Origin of the sequence: Variovorax sp. MHTC-1 (assembly GCF_003984645.1) — a bacterium.
GTDB lineage: Bacteria > Pseudomonadota > Gammaproteobacteria > Burkholderiales > Burkholderiaceae_C > Variovorax.
In genome coordinates this window covers 50,903-67,564 of the sequence record NZ_RWKI01000010.1, presented here as the reverse complement: position 1 = coordinate 67,564, position 16,662 = coordinate 50,903, and the positions used below count along the sequence as shown (strand labels likewise).

17 protein-coding genes are annotated in these 16,662 nt (G+C 68.7%); 12 read left to right on the top strand and 5 right to left on the bottom strand.

Going from position 1 to position 16,662, the window contains the following annotated elements:
- The first annotated feature begins 2 nt into the window (after positions 1-2).
- Complete coding sequence (gene pth, locus EJI01_RS17980) at positions 3-635, top strand: aminoacyl-tRNA hydrolase (RefSeq protein ID WP_126838504.1); 633 nt, start codon at positions 3-5, stop codon at positions 633-635.
- 31 nt (positions 636-666) lie between these two features.
- The gene (locus EJI01_RS17975) at positions 667-1,119 is read left to right on the top strand and encodes a hypothetical protein (protein ID WP_126838503.1); all 453 of its coding nucleotides are present in this window, start codon (positions 667-669) and stop codon (positions 1,117-1,119) included.
- Here EJI01_RS17975 and EJI01_RS17970 read toward each other — a convergent pair.
- Complete coding sequence (locus tag EJI01_RS17970; RefSeq protein WP_126838502.1) at positions 1,116-1,376, bottom strand: YfhL family 4Fe-4S dicluster ferredoxin; 261 nt, start codon at positions 1,374-1,376, stop codon at positions 1,116-1,118. The two genes, EJI01_RS17975 and EJI01_RS17970, sit on opposite strands and share 4 nt — an antisense overlap.
- 147 nt (positions 1,377-1,523) lie before the next feature.
- Here EJI01_RS17970 and EJI01_RS17965 point away from each other — a divergent pair, with 147 nt between their 5' ends.
- Genes EJI01_RS17965 through EJI01_RS17940 form a run of 6 tightly spaced genes read left to right on the top strand, consistent with a single transcriptional unit; the run spans position 1,524 to position 8,151 of the window.
- The gene (locus EJI01_RS17965) at positions 1,524-2,474 is read left to right on the top strand and encodes an ABC transporter permease (protein ID WP_126838501.1); all 951 of its coding nucleotides are present in this window, start codon (positions 1,524-1,526) and stop codon (positions 2,472-2,474) included.
- The gene (locus EJI01_RS17960) at positions 2,471-3,352 is read left to right on the top strand and encodes an ABC transporter permease (protein ID WP_126838500.1); all 882 of its coding nucleotides are present in this window, start codon (positions 2,471-2,473) and stop codon (positions 3,350-3,352) included. The genes EJI01_RS17965 and EJI01_RS17960 overlap by 4 nt, the downstream gene beginning before the upstream one ends.
- Positions 3,353-3,360: 8 nt before the next feature.
- Complete coding sequence (locus tag EJI01_RS17955; protein WP_126838499.1) at positions 3,361-4,347, top strand: ABC transporter ATP-binding protein; 987 nt, start codon at positions 3,361-3,363, stop codon at positions 4,345-4,347.
- Positions 4,344-5,147, top strand: a complete 804-nt coding sequence (locus tag EJI01_RS17950; RefSeq protein ID WP_126838498.1) for an ATP-binding cassette domain-containing protein — start codon at positions 4,344-4,346, stop codon at positions 5,145-5,147. The genes EJI01_RS17955 and EJI01_RS17950 overlap by 4 nt, the downstream gene beginning before the upstream one ends.
- Before the next feature lie 51 nt (positions 5,148-5,198).
- Entirely contained in the window at positions 5,199-6,689 is a 1,491-nt protein-coding gene (locus EJI01_RS17945) for an ABC transporter substrate-binding protein (RefSeq protein ID WP_126838497.1), read from the top strand.
- A gap of 55 nt (positions 6,690-6,744) precedes the next feature.
- Positions 6,745-8,151 carry an amidase gene (locus tag EJI01_RS17940; RefSeq protein WP_126838496.1) on the top strand — a complete coding sequence of 469 codons (1,407 nt, stop codon included), beginning with the start codon at positions 6,745-6,747 and terminating at the stop codon, positions 8,149-8,151.
- A 24-nt stretch (positions 8,152-8,175) separates the two neighbouring features.
- On the opposite strand, the gene EJI01_RS17935 is transcribed toward EJI01_RS17940, so the two are convergent.
- The gene (locus tag EJI01_RS17935; protein ID WP_126838584.1) at positions 8,176-9,042 is read right to left on the bottom strand and encodes a LysR family transcriptional regulator; all 867 of its coding nucleotides are present in this window, start codon (positions 9,040-9,042) and stop codon (positions 8,176-8,178) included.
- 107 nt (positions 9,043-9,149) lie between these two features.
- On the opposite strand from EJI01_RS17935, the gene EJI01_RS17930 reads away from it, so the two are divergent.
- Both EJI01_RS17930 and EJI01_RS17925 read left to right on the top strand, forming a co-directional pair.
- The gene (locus EJI01_RS17930) at positions 9,150-9,548 is read left to right on the top strand and encodes a tautomerase family protein (RefSeq protein ID WP_126838495.1); all 399 of its coding nucleotides are present in this window, start codon (positions 9,150-9,152) and stop codon (positions 9,546-9,548) included.
- 83 nt (positions 9,549-9,631) lie between these two features.
- The gene (locus tag EJI01_RS17925; protein WP_126838494.1) at positions 9,632-10,990 is read left to right on the top strand and encodes a tetratricopeptide repeat protein; all 1,359 of its coding nucleotides are present in this window, start codon (positions 9,632-9,634) and stop codon (positions 10,988-10,990) included.
- A 27-nt stretch (positions 10,991-11,017) separates the two neighbouring features.
- On the opposite strand, the gene EJI01_RS17920 is transcribed toward EJI01_RS17925, so the two are convergent.
- The gene (locus EJI01_RS17920; protein ID WP_126838493.1) at positions 11,018-11,383 is read right to left on the bottom strand and encodes an SPW repeat protein; all 366 of its coding nucleotides are present in this window, start codon (positions 11,381-11,383) and stop codon (positions 11,018-11,020) included.
- Between the two features lie 153 nt (positions 11,384-11,536).
- Between EJI01_RS17920 and EJI01_RS17915 the strand changes: the two genes are divergently transcribed.
- The gene (locus tag EJI01_RS17915) at positions 11,537-14,542 is read left to right on the top strand and encodes a transglycosylase domain-containing protein (protein WP_126838492.1); all 3,006 of its coding nucleotides are present in this window, start codon (positions 11,537-11,539) and stop codon (positions 14,540-14,542) included.
- Here the strand turns inward: EJI01_RS17915 and EJI01_RS17910 are convergent.
- Complete coding sequence (locus EJI01_RS17910) at positions 14,537-15,208, bottom strand: histidine phosphatase family protein (protein WP_126838491.1); 672 nt, start codon at positions 15,206-15,208, stop codon at positions 14,537-14,539. The genes EJI01_RS17915 and EJI01_RS17910 overlap by 6 nt on opposite strands.
- Before the next feature lie 81 nt (positions 15,209-15,289).
- Here EJI01_RS17910 and EJI01_RS17905 point away from each other — a divergent pair, with 81 nt between their 5' ends.
- Positions 15,290-16,003 carry an alpha/beta fold hydrolase gene (locus EJI01_RS17905; protein WP_185878961.1) on the top strand — a complete coding sequence of 238 codons (714 nt, stop codon included), beginning with the start codon at positions 15,290-15,292 and terminating at the stop codon, positions 16,001-16,003.
- Here EJI01_RS17905 and pcp read toward each other — a convergent pair.
- Entirely contained in the window at positions 16,000-16,647 is a 648-nt protein-coding gene (pcp, locus tag EJI01_RS17900; RefSeq protein WP_126838490.1) for a pyroglutamyl-peptidase I, read from the bottom strand. The genes EJI01_RS17905 and pcp overlap by 4 nt on opposite strands.
- Positions 16,648-16,662 lie beyond the last annotated feature (15 nt).

Here is a 16,662-nt window from a genome sequence, read left to right as displayed (position 1 = left end):
CCATGATCAAGTTGTTCGTCGGCCTGGGCAACCCCGGCCCGGAGTACGAAGCCACGCGGCACAACGCGGGCTTCTGGTGGATCGACGCGCTCGCGCGGGAGCGCAAGCTCGCGCTGGCGCCCGAGCGCGCCTACCACGGCCTGGTCGCGCGCATGCAGGTGGGCGGACAGCCCGTGTGGCTGCTCGAGCCGCAGACCTTCATGAACCTCTCGGGCAAGTCCGTCGCCGCATTGGCCCGCTTCTTCAAGATCGAGCCGAGCGAAATCCTGGTGGTGCACGACGAGCTCGACGTGGCGCCCGGCCAGGCCAAGCTGAAGCTGGGCGGCAGCCATGCCGGGCACAACGGCCTGCGCGACATCCATGCGCAGCTCGGCACCAGCGATTACTGGCGGCTGCGCCTGGGCATCGGCCATCCGGGCGTGAAGTCCGAGGTGGTCGGCTGGGTGCTGAAGAAACCGCTCAAGGAGCAGCGCGAGGCGATCGACGACGCGATCGCCCGCACGCTGCATGCCTTCCCGGCGCTGGTGGCCGGCGAGATGGACAAGGCGACCCTGCTCATCCACACGAGCAAGCCGCCGCGCCCCAAACCACCGCGGCGCGAGCCGGGCGACGGGGGTGAACCCGCCGCGGGCTAGCGGAAAGCAAAGCAAGGGAGAGAAGGAAAAAATGAGACTGTCACACGCACCGATCGCCGCCCTCCTCGCGGTAGCCTGCGCTCAGTTGGTGCCGCCTGCAGCCCACGCAGGCACGGAAACCTGGCGTTGCGGCAACACCTATACCGACCAGCCGTGCCAGGGCGGCAAGGCGATCGATCTGGACGACGCGCGCGATGCAACGCAAAAGCGCGAGGCCGACGGCGCCACGCGCGAGGCCATGGCTGCCGCCGACCGGCTGGAACGGGAACGTGTCCGGCTCGAATCCGCACAGGCCCGCCGCGCACCAGCGCTGATCGACAATAGGCCACTCAATGCGAAGCTGGATTCATCGCAGGGCGCGGACGTTGCGCAGAAAAAGAAGAAGAGCAAAAAGGAATCCGACTACTTCAGCGCGCATGACCCGGTCGCAACGGCGAAGAAAAAGGCCGCGAAGGCCGGCAGCAAGAGCGCGGCTAAAAACTAGGAAGCCGCTTTTTCGGCAGTCAGCCGCTGGAACTTCTGCCACAGGGTCTCGCGCGTCTCCAGATGCGCGGGATTCTTCGGGATGCAGGCCACCGGGCACACCTGCACGCACTGCGGCTCGTCGAAGTGGCCCACGCATTCGGTGCACTTGTGCGGGTCGATCTCGTAGATCTCCACGCCCATGTAGATCGCGTCGTTGGGGCACTCCGGCTCGCACACATCGCAGTTGATGCATTCGTCGGTGATCATGAGGGCCATGGCAACAATTATCCGCCGGCCGCTGCTGGGCCGCTCCCAGACGGCCGAAGCCCCCACGGGGGCAGTGAGGACGCGAAGCGCCGAACATGGGCGCAAACAGGTTAGGCATGGTCGTTGCGTCCACCGGGTTATGCTGCGCCCCGCCCCATGAGTCTCTTCCTGTTCAAGCGCTTCGTGACGCTGATCGCCACTTTGATCGGCGCTTCCGTCATCGTCTTCCTCGTGCTGGAGATCCTGCCCGGCAATGCCGCGCAGATGCTCATGGGCCCGGACGCCTCGCCCGAGGCGGTGGCGGCGCTGGCCGCCAAGCTCGGGCTCGACCAGCCGGCCTGGACCCGCTACTGGCACTGGATCGGCGGTTTGCTGACTGGCGAGCTCGGCGACAGCTACGCCTACAGCTCGCCGGTGCTCGACCTGATCCTCGAGCGCCTCGCGCTGACCGTGCCGCTGGCGCTGCTCGCGATGACCCTCACCACCGCTCTGGCGCTCATCGTGGGCGTGACGGCGGCGGCGCGTCACAACAAGCTCGGCGACGTCGGCCTCATGGGCCTGACGCAGGTGGGCATCGCCATTCCCAACTTCTGGTTCGCGATCCTGCTGATCCTCGTTTTCTCGGTGCAACTGCAATGGTTCTCGGCCGGCGGCTTCGAAGGCTGGGAGGAAGGCGTGTTCGCCGGGCTCAAGGCGCTGCTGCTGCCTGCCCTCTCGCTCGCGGTGGTGCAGGCGGCGATCCTGGCGCGCATCACGCGCTCGGCCGTGCTCGAGGTGATGCGCGAAGACTTCGTGCGCACCGCGCGCGCCAAGGGCGTCTCGCAGCGGGCCGTGCTCTGGACCCATGTGCTGCGCAACGCGCTGATCCCGGTGATCACCGTGATGGGCATGCAGTTCTCCGAGCTCTTGGCCGGCACCATCGTGGTGGAGAACGTGTTCTACCTGCCGGGCCTGGGCCGGCTGATCTTCCAGGCCATCAGCAACCGCGACCTGATCGTGGTGCGCAACTGCGTGATGCTGCTGGCGGCGATGGTCGTCATCGTCAACTTCGTGGTCGACGTGCTCTATGCCGTCATCGACCCGCGCATCAAGGCCTCCGACATATGAGCGCCGTTCCTGCTCAAGTACCCAGCGCCGCCGCCTTCAAGGTGCCCGGCTTCTGGCGCCGTGCGCTGCACCACCGCAGCTTCACCATCGGCGCTGTGCTCACCTTGATGCTGCTTCTCGCGGCCGCCGTCTCGCTGGTCTGGACGCCCTGGTCCCCCTACGAGATGGACATCGCCAACAAGCTCAAGCCGCCGAGCGGCGCGCACTGGCTGGGCACCGACACCTTCGGCCGCGACGTGGCCTCGCTGCTGCTGGTGGGGGCGCGCGCGTCCATCCTGGTCGGCATGATCGCCGTCGGCATCGGCCTGCTGGTGGGCACCGCGCTCGGCCTGCTCGCGGCGGCGCGGCGCGGCTGGGTGGAGGAAGCGATCATGCGCTTCACCGATTTCTCGATGGCCTTTCCCGCCATCCTGTCGGCCATCATGATGACGGCGGTGTTCGGCGCCGGCATCGTCAACGCGATCATCGCGATCGGCATCTACAACATCCCGACCTTCGCGCGCATCACGCGCGCATCGGCCAACGCGATCTGGTCGCGCGAGTACGTGGCGGCCGCGCGCGCCTGCGGCAAGGGCGCGTTCGCGATCACCATGCAGCACGTGCTGCCCAACATCTCGGCCGTGCTGATCGTGCAGATCACGATCCGCTTCGCGATCGCGATCCTGGCCGAGGCCGCCCTCTCCTACCTCGGCCTCGGCACGCAGCCGCCGCAGCCCTCCTGGGGCCGCATGCTCAGCGAAGCCCAGACCATGATGTTCCAGGCGCCGCTGCTCGCGGTCTTTCCGGGCATGGCGATCGCGCTGGCCGTGCTCGGACTCAACCTGCTGGGCGATGGCCTGCGCGATCTGCTCGATCCGCGCCTCGCACGCGCCCGCTGATCTCGACCATGCCTCTGCTCGAAGTCGACAACCTTCACGTCCAGCTGCAGACACAGCGCGGCCCCGCCGAGGCCGTGCGCGGCATCGGCTTCACGCTCGAGCGCGGCGAGACGATGGGCATCGTCGGCGAATCGGGCTGCGGCAAGTCGATCACGGTGCAGTCGCTGATGGGGCTGCTGCCGGCCAGCGCCGAGGTGACGGGCAGCATCCGCTTCGACGGCACCGAACTCGTCGGCCTGCCCGAGCGCGCGATGTGCGAAATCCGCGGCAACCGTATCGGGATGATCTTCCAGGAGCCGATGACGGCGCTGAACCCAGTCCACACCATCGCGCGCCAGGTCGGCGAGCCGCTCCGGCTGCACCGCGGCCTCTCGAACGCCGACGCGCGCAAGGAGGCGCTGGCGCTGCTCGAACGGGTCGGCATCCCCGATGCCGCAGCTCGGCTCGATGCCTACCCGCACCAGTTCTCGGGCGGACAGCGCCAGCGCATCGGCATCGCGATGGCGCTGGCCTGCGGGCCCGATCTGCTGATCGCCGACGAGCCGACGACCGCGCTCGACGTCACGATCCAGAAGCAGATCCTCGAACTGATCCATAACCTGGTGGCCGAGCGCGGCATGGCGCTGATCCTCATCTCGCACGACCTGGGCGTGATCGCGCAGAGCGTCTCGAAGATGCTCGTGATGTACGGCGGCAGCGTGGTCGAGAGCGGGCCGACTGCGGCCGTGTTCGCCGAGCGCGCCCATCCGTACACGCAGGGCCTGTTCGCCGCTCGGCCCGCGCTCGGCGCACCGCGCGGCCTGAAGCTCGCGACCATCAGGGGCAGCGTGCCCGAGCTGGTCGACCTGCCGGCGGGCTGCCCCTTCGCGGGCCGTTGCCGCTTCACGATCGACGACTGCCATACGACGCGTCCGCCGCCCACGCAGATGCCGCACAACCACCAGGTGCGCTGCATCCGGCTCGACGACGTGATCGCCGAAGGAGCGACTGCGTGACCGCACTGCTCGAGGTCAGCGACCTGGTTCGCCACTACACGCTGCCGCGCGAGCGCCTCTTCGGCCCGCCGCCGACAGTCGAGGCGCTCAACGGCGTGAGCTTCAGCCTGCGCGCGGGGCAGAGCCTGGGCATCGTCGGCGAATCGGGCTCGGGAAAATCGACCATCGCACGGCTGGTGATGGCGCTCGACAAGCCGACGTCGGGCACGGTGAAGCTGCTCGGCCGCGATCTCCACGCGCTGCCCAGGGGCGAACTGCGCGCCGCGCGGCGCGACGTCCAGATGGTGTTCCAGGACCCGTACGGTTCGCTTGACCCGCGCCAGACCGTGGCGCGCATCGTCGCCGAGCCGCTCGAGGCGCAGGGCGAGACCAGCCGCGCGGAGCAGCGCGAGCGCGCCGGCGAATCGCTCGCCGCCGTCGGCCTGCGCTCCACCGACCTCGGCAAATACCCGCACGAGTTCTCCGGCGGCCAGCGCCAGCGCATCGCGATCGCGCGGGCGCTGATCACGCGGCCCAAGCTGATCGTGGCCGACGAGCCGGTGAGCGCGCTCGACGTCTCGGTCCAGGCGCAGGTGCTGAACCTCATGCAGGACCTGCAGCAGCAGTTCGGCATCAGCTACCTGCTGATCAGCCACGACCTCGCGGTGGTCAACCACCTGTGCGACGAGGTCTGCGTGCTGCACCGCGGATTGGTGGTCGAGCGCGGCACGCCGCAGCGACTGTTCGCGCATGCGGAACACCCCTATACCCAAGCCTTGCTCGCTGCGGTACCAAGGGCGGAGCCTCTGGCCATGCCCTAGGCCGATGTCACGATTGTTTTCTTCTTTTCAGCTTTTTCTGGAGCCCTGACCATGTTGAAACGCCGCACCCTTCTGACCACCGCCGCACTGGCCACCGTGCCGCTCGCACTGCCGCAAGCCGCGCTGGCGCAGGGCCGCAAGGATTCGATCGTGCTCGGGATGGCGCTGGAACCACCGGGCCTGGACCCGACCGCGGGCGCCGCCGCCGCGATCGCCGAGATCGTGCAATACAACATCCTCGAGACGCTAACCAAAATCAATGCCGACGGCAGCGTCACGCCATTGCTCGCCGAAAGCTGGGAAGTTTCGCCGGACCTGCGCACCTACACCTTCAAGCTGCGCCAGGGCGTCAAGTTCCAGAACGGCGAGCCCTTCAATGCGCAGACGGTCAAGTTCTCCTTCGACCGCGCCGGCGGCGAGAAGAGCACCAACAAGGACAAGCGCACCTTCGCCAACATGTCGACGCAGGCGGTCGACGCCAACACCGTGGTCGTCATCAACAAGGAGATCGACCCCGACCTCCTATTCGTGCTGGGCCAGGCCACGGCCGTCATCGTCGAGCCCAAGAGCGCCGACACCAACGCCACCAAGCCGGTCGGCACGGGCCCGTACAAGCTCGACAGCTGGAGCAAGGGAAGTTCGGTCGTGCTGAGCAAGTGGGAGGGTTTCCGCAATCCGGGCGCGGCGAAGCTTCGCAAGGTGACCTTCCGCTTCATCTCCGACCCGGCCGCGCAGGCCGCTTCGCTCCTGGCCGGCGACGTCGACGCGTTCCCGCGCGCAGCGACACGCATCGTTCCGCAGTTCAAGAACAACCCGCAATTCCAGGTGATCCTGGGCGGTTCGCGCGCCAAGACCATCCTGGCCTTCAACAACAGGAAGAAGCCGCTGGACGACGTGCGCGTGCGGCGCGCGATCTCGGCGGCCATCGACCGTAAGGCCGTCATCGAAGGTGCGGCCGACGGATTCGGCGTGCCGATCGGCAGCCACTACGTGCCCGGCGCCACCGGCTTCGTGGATACCACCGGCGTCAATCCCTTCAACATCGAGAAGGCCAAGGCCCTGCTGGCCGAAGCCGGCGTCAAGACGCCGCTCGAACTCACGATGACGCTGCCGCCCCCGCCCTATGCGCGCCAGGGCGGCGAGGTGATCGTCGCCCAGCTGGCCAAGATCGGCATCACCGTGAAGGTGCAGAACGTCGAATGGGCGCAGTGGCTGAGCGGCACCTATGGCAACAAGGACTACGACCTCAGCATCGTTTCGCACGTCGAGCCCTTCGACCTCGGCAACTACGCCAAGCCGGACTACTACTGGGGCTACCAGTCGAAGGAATTCAACGCGCTGTTCGACAAGATCAAGACCACGTCCAACCCGGCCGAGCGTGCCAAGCTGCTGGGCGAGGCGCAGAAGCTGCTCGCCGCCGACGCGGCCAACGGCTTCTTGTTCCAACCCCAGTTCCCGACCATCGCGAAGAAGGGCGTGAAGGGGCTCTGGAAGGACATGCCGATCTTCGCCAACGACCTGTCGGCGCTGTCGTGGTCGTGAGCCGCCGGGCCGCCCCCAAGGCGAACGCCGCAGCGGGCAGCGCGGGGGCGGCCGAGTGAGCCGTCACCTTCACGAGCTGTCCGTCCAGGAACTCGCCGCCGCCTACCGAGACGCCAGCCTTTCGCCGGTCGAAGTCACGCAGGCTGTGCTCGACCACATCGCGCGTTGGGAGCCTCATCTGCAGGCCACTTGGCTGCTGCGCCCCGAGGCCGCGCTCGAACAGGCGCGCGCCTCGGAAGCACGCTGGCGGCGTGGCGAGCCGCTCGGCCCGCTTGACGGCGTGCCGGCGACGATCAAGGAAAACATCGCGACGCGCGGCGATCCGATGCCCGCCGGCACGGCCGCCGTCGAGCTGCGGCCCGCCGCGGCCGACGCGCCGCCGGCCGCACGCCTCAAGGAGGCCGGCGTGGTGATCGTGAGCAAGACCACCATGCCCGACTACGGGATGCTGTCATCCGGCCTCTCGAGCTTCCACACGCTGGCGCGCAACCCCTGGGATCTGCGCAAGACCCCGGGCGGATCGAGCGCCGGCGCAGGCGCCGCGGCAGCGGCCGGCTACGGCCCGCTGCACATCGGCACCGACATCGGCGGCTCGCTCCGGCTGCCGGCCGCCTGGTGCGGCATCTTCACCCTCAAGCCCAGTCTGGGCCGGATCCCGATCGATCCGCCCTACATGGGCCGCGCCGCCGGTCCGATGACGCGCAGCGTTGCCGATGCTGCTTCGATGATGCAAGCCTTGGCGCAGCCCGACGCGCGCGACAGCATGAGCCTGCCGGCGCAGAACATCGCGTGGTCCGAGTTCGATGTCGCCGCGGACCACCTGCGCGGCCTGCGCGTCGGCTTTCTGCTCGACGCCGGCTGCGGCCTCGCGGTCGAGCCCGAGATCCGCGCGGCGGTCGAGCATGCGGCGCGTCTCTTCGAGCAGGCCGGCGCCATCGTCGAGCCGATGCAGCCCTTCATGACGCAGGCCATGCTCGACGGCATGGACCATCTGTGGCGCATGCGCTCGCTGGTGGACATGAACGCGCTCCCGCCCGAGCAGCGCGCGAAGGTGCTTCCTTACATCCGCGAATGGGCCGAGAGCGCAGCAGGCTTCAGCGGCGAACACGTGTTCCGCGCCTTCAGCCAGTTCCACGCGACGCGCGTCGCGGCGGTAGCGGCCTGCGCAAGCTTCGATTACGTGATCTCGCCCACCGCGCCGAACTCGCCGGCAGCCGCGGAACTGCCCTCGCCCACCAACGACCCGCTGCGGCCGCTCGAGCACATCGGCTTCACCGTGCCTTTCAACATGTCGGAGCAGCCGGCAGCGTCGATCAATTGCGGCTACACCAGCGAAGGCTTGCCGATCGGATTGCAGATCGCGGGGCAGCGCTTCGACGATCTGGGCGTGCTCAAGGTCTCGCGGGCGTTCGAGCTGATCCGCGAGCCGCAGCGGCCCTGGCCGGAACCGCCCGGCGCCTGAAACTTGGCGCTGCCGGCCCGCATCTCAGACGAGGTGCGAAGCCAGCAGTTCACGCGCACGGGCGACGAATTCGGATTCGCCACGCCGCGCCGGCAGGAAATGAAAAGCCACGCGCGGCAGCGCCGGCAGGCCGTGCGGCGGCGGCAGCCGCGCCACGCCCTCGCACAGCGCCGATTCGTTGAGGCAGGCCACGCCTAGCCCGGCCGCCAGCGCCGACTGCAGGCCCGCAACGCCCGAAGCCACGTGGGCCACCGCATAGGGCACGCGCCGCTTCTGCAGCAGTCGCACCGTGAACTGGTGCAGCGAGCAGGTGTCGGGCAAGACCAGGAGCCGCAGCGGGTCGCCGCGCGCGATGCGCAGGCCGGCTGCGCCCATCCACGCCAGCGATTCGCGGCGCAGCACCGGCGCATCCGGCTTGGCCGCAGCACCCGCCTCGCCGGCGATGCGCATCGACAGGCCCACATCGAAGTCGCCCTTCGCATACCCGGCCTCGATCGTGCCGCTTTTGAGGATGCTCACGTGCAAACGCACCTGCGGATAGCTCTCGCCGAGACGGCTCAACAGCCGGGTCAGGTCGCCCGGCCTGAAGTAGTCGGTGACCGCGAGCCGCAGCTCGCCTTGCAGCGTTTCGCCGCGCAGATCCCGAAAGGCCTCGTCGGAGAGCGCCAGGAGCCGATGCGCATACGCGAGCAATCGGATGCCCGCCGCCGTGGGTGCCACCCCGGCCTTGCTGCGCGTCAGCAGCGATTGGCCGGCCCGCTCTTCGAGCTTGCGCATCTGCTCGCTCACGGCGGATTGCGACAGGAAAACCTGCGGCGCCGCCGCCGTGAGGCTGCCTGCTTCGGCGACGGCGACGAAGGTCCGGAGTTGCTCGAGATCGAAGGTCTGCACGGCGTAATCCATTCGTAAAATAGATGACAAGCATCATATCTTCCCGCTTTTCCGATGTCATCGATCTTTCCACAATGAGCGAACCAATCACCGAAAAGGAAAACGCCATGCCTCACATCGTCATTCACCTTTCGGGCCAGCCCGACGCCCAGCTCACCCGCCGGACCGTCGATACGGTGGCCGAGCTGACGCAGACCGTGCTCGGCAAGAAGCTGCCGGTGATCGCCGTCGCGGTGCAGTACATCGCGGACGACGCCTGGTTCATCGGCGGCCGATCGCTGGCCGAACTCGGCAAGTCGGCCTTCCATCTGGACATCAGCATCACCGACGAAACCAACACCAAGGCGGAGAAGGCGGGCTACCTGCGCCAGGTCTACGCGGCCATGGCCGCGCTGCGCAAGAACCTGCACGAGGTGTCGTATGTGCACCTGATCGACGCGCGCGCCGCGGCCTACGGCTACGGCGGCCTGACGCAGGAGTACCGCCACCAGCAGGCCGGGGTGTAGGAGCTCCCGGCGCTTGCCACTCCGTTTCGCCCCCCGAGGGGGAGGCGCGGCCTGGCGGCGCCCGCGACGGCAAAATAGGCTTCATGCAAGACAGCCTCGGCAACCCGGTCAGCCTGACAGACGCCGCCAGCCTGCGCGCGGTCAACGACTTCGTCGAAGGCTTCATCGCCTGCGAGGCGCGCGCAGTCGATGTCCTGGCCGCCGCTCAGGACGAGAGCCCGATCGTGCAGGCCTATTGCGCAACGCTGCACCTGTTTGCCGAATCGCGGGACGCCGCCTCCAACGCGCGCCCCTTTCTCGAGCGCGCACAGGCCGACGCAGCCCGCACCAGCTCGCGCGAGCAGCGCTACATCGCGGCGGTCGCGGCCTGGGCGGATGGCGATATCGCCCGTGCGATCGCGCTGCACCAGGAGCAGGCGCGCGAACATCCGCGCGACCTGGCCTCGCTCAAGCTCGGCCAGTACCACTGCTTCAACACCGGCGACTGCCCCGGCATGCTGCGGCTCGCAATGGCGGCGCTGCCCGCCGCCGCCGACGTGCCCTACCTGCACGGCATGGCCGCCTTCGGCTACGAGCAATGCCACCTGATGCACGAGGCGGAAGCCAGCGCGCGGCGCGCGATCGCGATGGAGCGCAAGGAGCCCTGGGCGCACCATGCGCTCGGCCACGTCATGCTGACCGAGGGCCGGCTCGCCGAGGGCCTGGCCTTCATGCAGGAGGTGAGCGGCACCTGGGTCGGGCTCAACTCCTTCATGGTCACGCACAACTGGTGGCACGTGGCGCTGTTCCTGATCGACCTGGGCAGGGACGACGAGGCACTCGCCGTCTACGACCGGCAGGTGTGGGGCGTGGTCAAGGACTATTCGCAGGACCAGATCGGCGCAGTGTCGCTGCTCGCGCGCTTCGAGCTCGCGGGCATCGATGTGGGCGAGCGCTGGCAAGACCCTGCCGGCTACCTCGCGCAGCGGCTCGCCGACCACGTGCTGCCCTTCCTCGATTTGCAGTACCTCTACGGCCTGGCCCGCGCCGGACGGCCCGAGGCCAAGGCTTTGCTGCGCAACATCGAGGCCTACGCACCGCATGCGCCGGCCTCGACGCGTGCCACCTGGGAGCGCGTCTGCGTACCCGCAGCGCACGGACTTCTTGCCCATGCGCGCGGCGACTTCGGCGCGACGATCGAATCGCTGGGGCAGGCGCTGCCGCGCCTGATGGAGATCGGCGGCAGCCATGCGCAACGCGACCTGTTCGAGCAGGTCTACCTCGACGCGCTGGTCCGCAGCGGCACCGAGGCCGCGCTGGCCGGCGCCCAGGGCATCCTGCAGCAACAGGTCAACAGGCAACCGGAGTCGCTGCGCCTGCGCCGGCAGGCCGATGCGGTCTACACCGCGCTGGGCTTGCGGGCGGCGGGCAGCTGGGCGCCGGCGGCGAAAGATCCCGCCTGAGCGCTATCCGCACGCGGGGTCACCCCGTCAGTGCGCGGTCCGGTCGTGCCACCAGCGGCTGTAGTCCTTGTCGGTCAGCAGCGTCCACAGCGCCAGCACCAGGACCACGAGGCCGGTAATGACCGCCGTGAGCATGGCGTCGCCATGGGCGTTGAAGCCGAGCACCCAGGGGGATGCCATCAGCCAGAGCCCCAGTGCCGCTTCGACCCATTCTTCCCAAGCCTGGGGGAGCAGCATGGCGCCGAAGGCCGCGGCGATGAGCGCCACGCCGACGATCACTGCGTTCGGCATGGCAGAAGCCGCGCCGGTGTAGCCCAGGATCCAGGGCGAAAGAGCCAACCAGACACCCAGCGCACCGTTGACCGGGTCTTGCCAATGCTTGAGTTGCATCATGGTCTGTACCTCCAGCCGGCAATAGGCGCCGGCATGCGTTGGAGCCGTGCTTGGCAGCCGAGTTTCCGGCCTAGGGAGCTATGCCAAATAGCGCGGGAGGGAGCATCATTCATGTTGACGAACCCACGGTACGGGCTCATTGCGAGGCAGAGCGTGGCAAGGTTCAGAACGGTCTTCTGGCTCGGCGCGGCGCTCGCCGGGGTGGTTGCGCTCGTCGCATTCGCGGTGGACGAGCTCAAGACCTCGCGGCTGCAATCGGCGCTGTGGCATGGCTACGCGCGCGACGCGCGCTTCAGCGTCGATGCCGGCGCCAGCGATGCTATCCGTTTTCCCCAGAGCGGCCCCTACGACGAGCGCCTCGGCTACCGCCAGCTGCCCGACTACATCGAGCGCCTGCAGGCCCAGGGCTATGTGCTGACCCGCCAGGCGCGCATGTCGCCGCGGCTGATCGAGCTGCACGAGCGCGGGCTTTTCGGACCTTATCGCGAGAAGAACCAGGCCGGCCTGACGGTGCGCGACTGCCGCGCCCAGACGCTGCTGCGCACGCGCGTGCCGCAGCGCGTGTACGAACGCTTCGAGGAGGTGCCGCCGCTGCTGGTCAATGCCCTGCTTTTCGTCGAGGACCGCCATCTGCTGGATGCCCAGCCGGCGCAGCGCAATCCCGCGATCGATCCGGAGCGCTTCGCGAAAGCCGCGCTCGAGCAGATGCACCGGGCGCTCGACGCCACGCGCCCGGCCTCCGGCGGCAGTACGCTGGCGACCCAGATCGAGAAGTACCGCCATTCGCCCCAGGGTCGGACGGCCTCGGTCGGCGACAAGCTGCGCCAGATGGCGTCGGCCTCGCTGCGCGCCTACCAGGACGGCGACGATACGCTGGCACGGCGCCGCCAGATCGTCGTCGACTACCTCGACACCGTGCCTCTGGCCGCACGCCCGGGGTTCGGCGAGGTGCACGGCCTGGGCGACGGCCTGTGGGCCTGGTACGGGCGCGATCTCGGCGAAGTCAATCGCCTGCTGGCCGATACCGGCGAAGAGGCGGCCCCCTCGGACGAGGCGCTGCGCCGCCAGGCCGAGGCCTTCAAGCAGGCGCTGTCGCTGATGATCGCGCAGCGCCGGCCGTCGCAGCACCTGCTCGGCAAGGGCGAGGGCCTTGCCCGGCTGACCGACAGCTATCTGCGGCTGATGGCCGATGCCGGCCACATCGCACCCGCGCTGCGCGATGCCGCGCTGGCAGTCCCGCTGCAGAGGCAGGCCGAATTGCCGACAGCGCCGCGTCCGGACTTCGTGCAACGCAAGGCGGTGAACGCGTCGCGCACCCATGTGGCCACGCTGCTGGATGTGCCGCGCGCCTACGACCTCGAACGCCTCGATCTCGAAGCGGAAACCAGCCTCGACAACGAGGCCCAGGCTCTTGCCACGAACGCGCTGACCCGGCTGCGCACACCCGCCGCAGCGAAGGCTGCAGGGCTCGTCGGCGATCACCTGCTCGATCCGGGCGCGAATCTCGATCCCGTGATCTACAGCTTTACGCTGTACGAACGCGGCGCGCACGCGAACCTGCTGCGCGTCCAGGCCGACAACATCGACCAGCCCTTCGACGTGAACCAGGGCGCCCGGCTGGATCTCGGCTCGACGGCCAAGCTGCGCACGCTGGTCAGCTACCTCGAATTGGTGGCCGAGCTGCACGAACGCTGGTCCGGGCTCGACGCGCCTGCGCTGTCGGCATTGAAACCCAGCGATCGCGATGCGCTCGGCTCGTGGGCACGGCAGTACCTTCTGCGCGCCAAGGATCGCAGCCTTGCGCTCATGCTGGAGGCGGCGATGCAGCGCCGCTACTCGGCGAGCCAGGGCGAAGCCTTCTTCACGGGTGGCGGCCTGCATCGCTTCGAGAACTTCGATCGCGCGCACGCAGACGCTTCGATGACCGTGCAGCAGGCCTTCAAGCATTCGGTCAACCTGGTGTTCATCCGCCTGATGCGCGACATCGTGCGCCACCGGATGTTCGGCAGTGCCGACGACGGCCAACGCCTGCTGCAGGACCCGGCCGACCCGCGTCGCCGCGAGATGCTTGCACGTTTCGCCGACCGCGAAGGCTCGGCTTACCTCGCGCGCTTCCATCGCAAGTACAAGGGCAAGTCGGCGGCCGAGGCCGAAGCGCTGCTGCTGCGCAGCGTGCGTCCCTCGGCGCCGCGGCTCGCGAGCGTGCTGTTCACGATCGAGCCCGAAGCCGGCGATGCGCAGCTCGACCAGTTGCTCGCGCGCAAGCTCGGCCGCGGCGCCGGCTCGCCGCGCGCACTGCGTGCACTGCGCAACACCTATGCCGGTTTGTCGCTCGCCGACCGCGGCTACGTGGCCCGCGTGCATCCGCTCGAGCTCTGGCTGGTCGGCTACCTGCGGCGCCACCCGGACGCATCGCTGGCCCAGGCGCTCGACGCCAGCCCGCGCGAGCGCCAGGAGGTCTATGCCTGGCTCTTCAAGACGCGTCACAAGAGCGCGCAGGACCGGCGCATCCGCGAGTTGCTCGAGCTCGACGCCTTTGCCCAGGTTCATCGCTCATGGCAGCGCCTGGGCTACCCCTTCGCCTCGCTGACGCCTTCGTACGCCAGCGCGATCGGCGCTTCGGGCGACCGGCCCGCGGCGCTTGCGGAACTGATGGGCATCCTGGTCAACGACGGCGCGCGGCTGCCGGTGCAGCGCGTCGGCGCGCTGCACTTCGCACGCGATACGCCCTACGAGAGCCGGCTCGAGCAGCGCGGCCCCGCCCTGCAGGTGCTGCCGCCCGAGGTGGCCGCGACAGCACGCCGCGCGCTGTTCTCGGTGGTGCGAGAAGGCACGGCGCGGCGCCTCAAGAGTACGTTCGTGGACGGCGACGGCCGCGCAATCGAGGTCGGCGGCAAGACCGGCACCGGCGACCACCGCTACGAACTCAGGGGACGCGGTGGCCAGGTGATCGCCGAGCGCAAGATCGGCCGCTCGGCCACCTTCGTCTTCATGATCGGCGACCGCTACTACGGGACGATCCTGGCGTACGTGCGCGAGCCGCACGCCGCGCGCTATCGCTTCACGAGCGCGCTGCCGGTGCAGCTGCTGAAGTCGCTGGGGCCGCAGTTGCTGCCGGTGCTCCAGCGCAACGGATGCGGCGAGAACGGGCGCTCATGATTTCCTGAGGTGGCGGCTCTGGTCGTAGGTGGGCTGCGGCGGCAGATCGGCCAGGTGCCGCGTGTCCGCCCAGTCGACGATCTCGATGCGTTCCGGCGTCGCGGCATCGGCCATGCGGATGCGGTTGAAGCCCGCATTGGGAATTTCGCTGCGGCGCGGCCCGTTCAGGCCCAGCCCGCGCGCGGTGCGCCAGACCATGTCGAGCACACCGCCATGCGTGACCACCAGCACCTTCTGCCCCGCATGGGCGGTTGCGATGCCGCCCAGCGCCTCGATGATGCGCGCATGGAACTGGCGCGCCGACTCGCCTTCGGGCATCGCATGGTCTTCGCGGAACTGGAGCCAGTCCTCCCAGGCGCGCGGATGCAGGCTCTGGATCTCGTCGGCACGCATGCCTTCGACGATGCCGAAGTGCTGCTCTCGCAGCGCGACCGATGTGATGACGTCGAGTTCGAGCTGGCGCGCAGCCGGCGCCGCCGTCTGCTGCGCGCGCATCAGGTCGCTGCTGATCAGGTGCTGCACCGGTTCGCCTGCGAGCCGCAGCCCGAGCCGGCGCGCCTGCTCGTGTCCAGTGTCGTTGAGGGGAACGTCGATGTGGCCTTGAAAGCGGAGTTCGCGGTTCCAGTCGGTTTCGCCGTGGCGGATCAGGATGATTTCGGTGGGCATGGTCTGGCCTCTATTGTCCTCGCAGCAGATGTCAGCAATTCGGCAGCCGCCTCATTGCCTCGTATCGCGGAGAATCCGGCGATGTCCCGTCTTGTCCTGTTGCCCGGCCTCGCCTGTGACGAGCGCCTCTGGGAGGCGCAGCTGCCTGCCCTGCCCGCCGCGCTCGACGTGCATGTGAGCGATGCCCACATGCGCCACGATCGCATCGAAACCATGGCCGAGGCCATGCTGCGCGAGCATGCCGGCCCGCTGATCCTCTGCGGCGCCTCGATGGGCGGCATGATCGCGATGGAGGCCGCGCGACAGGCGCCGGAACGCATCGCAGGGCTCGCGCTGCTCGGCACCAATGCGCGGCCGGAAACGCCCGACATGTACGCGCTGCGCGAATCGGCGATCGAGCTCTTCGAGCAGGGCGAGGCGCGCGACGTGATCGAGTTCAACGCGGGCTTCGCCTTTCATCCGACACAGGCCGGCGACAGGGCGCTGGTGCGGCGCTATGTCGAACTGGTACTCGACGCCGGCGCGCAGCAATTGATCCGCCAGAACCGCGCGCTGATGGAGCGCCCCGATGCGCGCTCGCATCTGGCTTCGCTGCACTGCCCGGTGCTCGTGGTCTGCGGCGACGGCGACCGGCTCACACCGCCGGAATGCTCGCAAGAGATAGCGCAGATCGTGCCGCATGCCGAGCTCGTGTGGGTGGCGGACTGCGGCCATATGCTGACGATGGAGAAGCCCGCCTTCGTCAACGCTGCGCTGATTCCGTGGCTCGAGCGCTTGCTGCCGGCAAAGGCCTAGCTCAACTGCCCGCCGCTTTCGCGCACGTCCTCGCGCACTGCGAGCGCGGTGGCGATCGCGATGCGCAGCGCCGCGACGATGGTATCGAGCGCCATGCTCGGTGCGGCCGGAAAACGCGCCGCCTGTTCGGGCAGATAGGGAATGTGGATGAAGCCGCCGCGCATGCCCGGCACCGGCCGTGTCGCGATACGGTGCATGAGGCCGAAGAAAAGGTGGTTGCAGACGAAGGTGCCCGCCGTGTTCGAGACCGCGGCCGGGATGCCTGTGGCGCGCAGGTCGCGCACGATCGCCTTGATCGGCAGGCTCGAGAAATAAGCGGCCGGCGCGCCCGCCACCACCGGAACGTCGATCGGCTGGCAGCCTGCGTTGTCGCAGATGCGCCCGTCGTCGACGTTGATCGCGATGCGCTCCGGCGTGATCTCGCTGCGGCCGCCGGCCTGGCCGATGCCGAACACCAGCTGCGGCTGCAGTTCGTCGATGGCGGCATCGAGCTCGGCGAGCGCTGCGCCGAACACGCAGGAGATGCGGCGCGCATGCACCGCGGCGCCTTCGCAGCGCCAGCCGTCGAGCGCGCGCACCGCTTCCCACGAAGGATTGAGCGCTTCCTTGTCGAAGGGCTCGAAGCCGGTCAGCAGTACGTTCACGGCGCGTGACGATGC